The following is a 7,253-nucleotide window of genomic DNA, read 5'->3' as shown; positions in this document are numbered from 1 at the left end:
GCTTTCAGCTTTCAGGTCAATTTGTGAAACAGGTTGTTGATCTTCCGTTAAAGGAACAACTGGTTCAATTTTAACCGGGTTATATGGAACCTGAACAGGTGGTTCGGCTGTTTGAGTTAGTTCAAGCGTGTTTTCAGTGGGTTTTTGTTGTACAACCGGTTCAAAATAACGTTGCTCATGAATTTGCTCCGACTTTTTTTCGGGTGCGGGCTTATTATTTTCTATAACAGGTTCTGGCTTTTCGGTAGGTGGTACATGTGGGGCTGGGGTGCTACGCTCATGTAATCTGCGCAGTATTTCGGCATGGTCTTTTAAAAAATGAGCATTGGCTACAAACAGCTCCAGTTCAAGCTCATTTAAATCGCTGCTTTCAGCTTCAAGGTAATCATATTGGTCATTAAGCTCTTTTAAAATACCACCTATCTTTTTAAATACATCCATTTGCTTCATGGCTTCCAATGTTGTGAAAAATGCTTATCAAAAGTAGGATTAAATTCTGATATTTGGCGCTTTGTTATGGGTTGTAAATTACAAGCATGGCATTAGTATTACAGCTTTGATTTAGTATTTAAAGATATTTTTCTTAGCGTTCAGAATTTAGTGTTTAGGATTTACAGCTTATACAAATAATGGTATATCACGAGGATGTTTTTAGAAGGAAAAGTGAATTTGGYGGCAGCATTGAACTGATCTGCGGATCAATGTTTTCGGGTAAAACGGAAGAATTGATAAGAAGGCTTAACCGTGCCCGCATTGCAAAGTTAAAGGTGGAGATATTTAGCCCCAAGGCCGATACACGTTTTATTGAAGACGCCCTTGTGTCACATAATGCCAACTCCATCCCCTCAACACCTGTCGACAGTGCCTCGGCTATATTATTGTTAAGTAATGATGCTCATGTAATTGGCATTGATGAAGCCCAATTTTTTGATGATGAGCTGCCCGAGGTTTGCAATGTATTGGCTAATAAAGGTATACGGGTAATTGTAGCTGGTTTGGATATGGATTTTAAAGGCCGTCCTTTTGGGCCGATGCCAGCCATAATGGCCATTGCCGAATCGGTTACCAAGTTACATGCCGTATGCGTTAAATGTGGCAACCCTGCACTTTACTCTTACCGCCTGGTACCTGATAATGCTAAAATATTATTAGGCGAAAAGGAGAGTTATGAGCCACGCTGTCGCATATGCTACAATATTTAGACTGTTTGCGATAAATTATTATATAAATATCTGTTTTTTCAAAACAAAAGGGGCCATACCGCGTGTTTATGCTTTTGAATAGGGTATAGTTTTTAGTTAATTTAATTTTTTAATTAAAGATTAAAATTTAAACTATATTCGTTCTTAAGCTGAAAATTTTATGGCTAAAAAAATTTTGGTAATAGAGGATGATAAAGACATCAGGGAAACCATTGTTTATGTTTTGGAAGAGCAAAAGTATGAAGTGATAGCTTCGGAAGATGCCAAGATCCTTAAAAAAATAAAAGATATAGACCCTGATCTGATACTGCTCGATAACTGGCTTACCGATTGGGCAAGTGATGCCAGCGGGCAGCAGTTAAGCAAAGGTTTAAAAAATAATCCTGCAACGAGTCATATTCCGGTGATCCTCATTTCGGCAGTAAGTAATTTAAAAGAAATTGCCGCAGCCGGTGATGCTAACGGCTATCTACAAAAACCATTTGACCTTACCGCGTTGATTGATATAGTTAAACTGCATGTTAAATAGTTTTATCCATTTATAAGTAAAAACGGCCTTCCAAATATATTTGGAAGGCCGTTTTTACTTTATAGCTTTAATCCAAAGCCGATGTTAAAAGTACGACCGTCGGCAGGCAAAATACCTGGTCCGGGGTACATGTTTATTCGGCGTGTAAAATATTTGGCGTTAAACAGGTTATTGATGTTGGCGTTGATATGATAATTCCGGAGGAAAGTATAATTAAACGCCCAGTCAAAAACATGGTAAGCAGGTACAATTCCTGTAGCACCAATAGGGTTAGCTACCGTATTGTTGGCATCACTAAAGCTTTTGCTGGTGTAACTCAACTGCAGTGTGCTGCTCACATGTCTGTTTAAAAAAGTTAAACCGGTACGGTTTATCCAGTCGGGAGTGTTTTCAGTCTGGTTATTTTTTAAGCTGATGTTTTTGCCTGATTGGTTAATGGAGCCGCTGGTATAACGACCATGTGTGTACGCAAGCGAATTAAACAGGCGTATATCACTACCCGAATGTTCATTAAACGACCGCAGCAACGATACCTCAGTATATGCCTCAACTCCTTTAGCCACCGCGTTACCAATATTGGTGGCAAATAAATGAGCTACATTATTGGCATCGGTTTGGGTTAAAGTACCTGCACGGTTACCGTAGTACACATAGAAACCATTAATATCGTAATTAAAAATAGTGCTGATGCGCCCGCGATAGCCCAGGTCAATATCATAACCACGGCTATCTTTTATATTTGGATCAATAATGGTAAGTTGATCAGCAGGGGTAACGGCAGCATATAAGTAGGGGCGGTAGGCCTGCGAAATATTACCGTAGAGCTGGCTGCCATTATTAAACTGGTATTGTAAGCCGGTACCAAATAAAGGGTAATTGCGGTTACCCTTATATCCAATAGAATAGCTTGCATTATTGATAACTCCCGAAGTGGTGGTTTTGATCACCTCGTACCTTACGCCCGGGGTCACCGTAAATGCCGGAGTGATCTGGAATATGTTTTCGGCAAAGACGGCATAGTTAAGGCTGTGCAATTTTAAATCGATGCCATAAGGTTTAACCAGGCTCAGGTCAAAATCGCTGCCGATGGTTCCATTACCTTTTTGCTTGCGTTTGGTTGTTTCCTCAAAATATCTTAGCCCTGCGGTAAAAGTGCTGTTAAGGTTACCTAATTTGTAAGTATGCAATAAACGAGCCTCGGTAGTAAAGCCGGCATAATAATCGCGATCAACCTGGCGCGGATTGTATGTTTTCAGACTGGTGTTAACCGTATCGGCTATGTTGGGTGTATTAATGAACTGTACGCTATTGCGTTGACCAAATAAAACATGTGAGGTAACTTCCAGTTTGGTATTGCTATTAAATGCATAATTAAACAGCAGGGCCGGAATATTTATTTCGGGATTAAAGAAATTACGGAAACGGGTTGATTGCCTGTTGTTGGCACTAAATTGAGCATCGGTTAAGCCGCCCGCGATTTGCTGCCTATAGTCGGACCTTGAAAATTGCAGGGCAATGCTGCCTCTGCTATTAAACTGGTAGCGGATATTGGCATAATAAGCACGGTAGTTAAAGGCAGCATCCGGCCGCCAGCCATCGCCACTGCGGGCAGAGTAAAAGGCATAATAGCTTATCTTGCCCACTTTACCACCAATGGCGTTGTAGGAGTTGAAAAACCGGTTTGAGCCCCCGGTTTGCTCCGTTTCAAAACCAAATACTTTGGTGCTGTCGCCCTCTTTAATTTTAAAGTTCATCATGCCTCCAAACTGGCTTCCAAATTGTAAAGCTGCCGAACCGCGTACATACTGAATTTCGCTGATGGCCTGGAACGGTACATTGTAATGGTTTTCGGGATAGCCAAATACATCCGAGTTGGTGTTATATCCATTCTGACGTATATTGACCTCGATAGACCGGTGCGGATCAGTTCCGCGGGTGCCAATATTCATTTGCAAGCCTGCACCATCCATCTCCCAAACATTAACTCCGGGTATTTTGGCCATGGCCATACGGGCAGTATTATTGGCCAGGTTTATTTTGCCCGCATCAGGGTATACCAGATTTGTTTTTTTACCTGCAAAAATGTAGGCACCTGTTACGTTAGGTAAATGTTTAAGGCGGTTTTCTTTAATAATTACACTGTCGAGCTGTAGGGTATCTTTAATGCTTTTTTGTTGTGCAAACAAGTAGCCTGAGCTTGAAACAAGCAGCGCAACCAAAAATATTTTGTAATAATTGTTCATAGTTTAAAGGATAGGGGAAGTTGAGTCAATGCCATTTTTAGAGCATAAAAACTAATAGGTTATGCCGTTGAATGGGGTTTGATGTTTAATAATTAACGTGGGATCAAGCAATGGCTTCAGGTGGCCTGCCAACTATAGCAACAAGCGGTTGTTTGATGCTGATATAAATAAAAGTGCTGAATTTTAACGTAGCCTGTGATGCAGCGAAAAAAGTATGTACCGCTATCGGGTGATTGTACTTAGTATCGACCCCGATTTTTTTACCAGATGATTCATGTGCTTTTTTACTGGTAGGGATATCATTGATCTGCCTGGCGCATATAATGTTCTCATTTAAGAGTTTGGTTGTTTCGTAGTTTGGTATACATTGTACAAACAGCGTATCACGTGTCATTTTAAGTTTAACGTAGTTGTAAGCAACGCCCTTTAATTGTATTTGCCCTGATACACGCACATAGGTTTTCCAATCATGAATTTGAGGCAGGTGTTGTTTTATTTTTATTTCGATAAGATTGTTAACATCGTATTTACCATTGCTTATTTGTTCGGTAATAAACTTATTTGAGCGATATACCAGATATTGGTTCAGCAGCAAATATCCTCCCAAATTAAACAGGTGTACAACAAGCAGTATAACAGCGAAGTAGCGTTTCAATCAATAATGAGTCTAAATAAAAACAATGCTAATCATAATTTTAATTAGTTACAATTTATTTATAAATAATTGCAGGTGTTTGCAATGTTTCCTGATTTAAACGTTTACTATATATAGCATAACCCAACAATGCTATTATAAAAAAAAGTTAGTGGTGTTATTCTTACACTATCTGTTAGGCTAAAATGCTTAAAGTAAGGGCATTTGGCTAAGTATGTGCCATTTTTTTACCAGCTGCTTTCGTGATTATTTATCATCTAAAAAACTTAATTGCCTTATTTATAGTTAATTGTTGAATATTAACTGTATCTTTACTTAATTAAATAAAAATATAATGCAAGGAACAGTAAAATTTTTCAATGAAAGCAAGGGTTTTGGATTTATTACACCAAGTAATGGTGGTGCCGAAGTTTTTGTACATGCCTCAGGCCTTATTGACACTATCCGTGAAAACGACAGTGTTACCTACGATGTAGAACAAGGTAAAAAAGGCTTAAATGCGGTAAATGTAAAAGTAGGTTAAACTATTATATATAAGAATCGTACAAGCATCTGTCTCATAAGGCAGATGCTTTTTTTTGTGCCTATATTTTTTGCTTTTCTTAGAAAGTGTAAAAAAACAGGAGTCATGCCGAACTTGTTTCGGCATCTCATGGGATAAGTAACCATCATGATGTATACATTGCTTTTGGGATGCCGAAACAAGTTCGGCATGACATTTTTTATGCAAGTTACTCAACAAAAAAAAGCGCTGATGGTTAACCATCAGCGCTTTTATCATATAGGATGTATGCTATACATCCTGGTAATTACTTAGTTCAAATACGATTGTAAAAGATTTGATTTTGAGTTGTGACGTAAACGCATCAAAGCTTTATCCTTTAACTGACGTACACGCTCACGGGTAAGGTTAAATTTCTCGCCAATTTCTTCTAATGAATGAGCGGCATAGCCACCTAAACCAAAGAATAAAATAATAACCTCACGGTCACGCTCGGCAAGAATACCTAATGAACGTTTAATTTCCTGCGATAATGAATCGATCATCAGATCGGTATCAGTTGCCGCGTCAGTACTTTGCAGTACATCAAGCAATGTGTTTTCTTCTCCTTGTATAAAAGGAGCATCCATTGATATCTGGCGACCGGCATTGCTCAGCGAATCAGATATTTTATCAACCGATACTTCAAGATCCTCAGCCAATTCTTCAGGCGTTGGTTGTCTTTCGTACTGTTGCTCCAATTTTGAAGCCGCTTTGTGTATTTTACTTAAAGAACCAATTTGGTTTAATGGTAAACGTACAATACGTGATTGCTCGGCCACGGCTGATAATATAGACTGGCGGATCCACCATACAGCATATGAAATGAATTTAAAGCCCTTGGTTTCATCAAAACGTTTGGCCGCTTTAATTAAACCTAAGTTTCCTTCGTTTATAAGATCGCCTAAAGTAAGGCCCTGGTTTTGGTACTGTTTTGCTACGGATACCACAAAGCGAAGGTTTGTTTTAGTTAACCTCTCTAATGCAGCCTGATCGCCTTCACGAATCTTTTGCGCCAGGATCACTTCTTCCTGCGCGGTAATTAAATCTACTTTACCTATTTCATGCAGATACTTTTCAAGCGACTGAGATTCACGATTGGTAATGGATTGGGATATTTTGAGTTGTCTCATTTTTTTGAATAGATTTTTTTCAGCTAATAAACAGTCCGATAAGAATTTGTCCGATTAGTTTAACCGGACGGTATAAAAAATAAATTAAATTAAACTTTGCTTCTTCAAATTTTCTACTCCCGGGATAGTTATTAAACGAGGGTTGGCTATTGATATAATTGCAGTAAGAAGCCTGGTGTTAGTAACCAATAAATGTTTAACCAATATATGATCTCTTAAATGGATTTACAAAGGTACTTAAAGAATTGCTATTTTTGTGTCACAAATACACCTATTTAACATTAAAAATGAGGCAGATAATATGCCTGCTTTTTTTATTGTTTTGCATCAGCAACCTCCGCGCTTGTCTCCTCCTTTTTTGCCCTGTTTTTGTTCCATTTTATTTTTATTTTACCATCATCGCCATCTGTAGCTAATATATGCAATACAATGCCGCGCATTCGCTTTTTATTTCGTTCAGTTTGATCAACAATAGCGCTATCTTTTTTGGGGTTACGGAGCGGTATATCCAGTGCAATATTTGTTCCTCTTGATAGTGAGTAAACTCCTGCCACATCCATATTAAGCACGCTCGAATTGATTTGCATGGGGCTAATGACTATTTTATCGCCATTAATGTCAAACCGCCCCTTCAGGTTTGAAAAAGTAATATTATCCAGATCGCGGAAAGGGAATGCAAATTTACCTACACTTTGAATAGGGYCAAAATTAACCAGCGCTCCTTTTTTAAGATCGATAGTAGTTGTACCATTTATTGATCTTGGTACAATGTTGCCTGCATTATTTATACTACCAGTAATATGAGCCTGCGCCGACAGGAAACCCTTCAGGTTTTTATAACCAAAATCCTTCAACCCGAAGTTATTAAACGAATAAAAGAAGTTACTGGTATTTACATTGTCAATTTGGGTGTTAAGCAAAAAATTATTCACCGCCCCGTTCTGCTTCTT

At 38.6% G+C, this 7,253-nt stretch carries 7 protein-coding genes and 1 pseudogene; 3 read left to right on the top strand and 5 right to left on the bottom strand.

What is annotated here, in order from left to right; genetic code table 11:
- A partial coding sequence (locus AC1DRQ_RS28350) for a class I SAM-dependent methyltransferase (protein WP_477429005.1) occupies positions 1–450 on the bottom strand: 450 nt, incomplete at its 3' end.
- Positions 451–629: 179 nt separating this feature from the next.
- Between AC1DRQ_RS28350 and AC1DRQ_RS28345 the strand changes: the two genes are divergently transcribed.
- Both AC1DRQ_RS28345 and AC1DRQ_RS28340 read left to right on the top strand, forming a co-directional pair.
- Positions 630–1,202, top strand: a complete 573-nt coding sequence (locus tag AC1DRQ_RS28345; protein WP_477429003.1) for a thymidine kinase — start codon at positions 630–632, stop codon at positions 1,200–1,202.
- Between the two features lie 160 nt (positions 1,203–1,362).
- Entirely contained in the window at positions 1,363–1,731 is a 369-nt protein-coding gene (locus tag AC1DRQ_RS28340; RefSeq protein WP_477429001.1) for a response regulator, read from the top strand.
- Between the two features lie 59 nt (positions 1,732–1,790).
- Here AC1DRQ_RS28340 and AC1DRQ_RS28335 read toward each other — a convergent pair whose 3' ends face one another.
- The gene (locus AC1DRQ_RS28335; RefSeq protein WP_477428999.1) at positions 1,791–3,974 is read right to left on the bottom strand and encodes a TonB-dependent receptor family protein; all 2,184 of its coding nucleotides are present in this window, start codon (positions 3,972–3,974) and stop codon (positions 1,791–1,793) included.
- Positions 3,975–4,077: 103 nt separating this feature from the next.
- Complete coding sequence (locus AC1DRQ_RS28330; protein ID WP_429400475.1) at positions 4,078–4,629, bottom strand: hypothetical protein; 552 nt, start codon at positions 4,627–4,629, stop codon at positions 4,078–4,080.
- Between the two features lie 331 nt (positions 4,630–4,960).
- Between AC1DRQ_RS28330 and AC1DRQ_RS28325 the strand changes: the two genes are divergently transcribed.
- Positions 4,961–5,152: a cold-shock protein gene (locus tag AC1DRQ_RS28325; protein WP_076378023.1), complete on the top strand. Its 192-nt coding sequence runs from the start codon at positions 4,961–4,963 to the stop codon at positions 5,150–5,152.
- Between the two features lie 290 nt (positions 5,153–5,442).
- Here AC1DRQ_RS28325 and AC1DRQ_RS28320 read toward each other — a convergent pair whose 3' ends face one another.
- Both AC1DRQ_RS28320 and AC1DRQ_RS28315 read right to left on the bottom strand, forming a co-directional pair.
- On the bottom strand, positions 5,443–6,303 hold the full coding sequence (locus tag AC1DRQ_RS28320; RefSeq protein WP_429400476.1) for a sigma-70 family RNA polymerase sigma factor: 861 nt from the start codon (positions 6,301–6,303) through the stop codon (positions 5,443–5,445).
- 314 nt (positions 6,304–6,617) lie between these two features.
- Positions 6,618–7,253, bottom strand: a pseudogene (locus AC1DRQ_RS28315) (AsmA family protein); the annotation flags it as partial.

This window comes from Mucilaginibacter sp. P4_E8 (assembly GCF_056401495.1).
The sequence above is the reverse complement of the archived record's forward strand: the minus strand, read 5'-3'. Positions and strand labels throughout refer to the sequence as shown.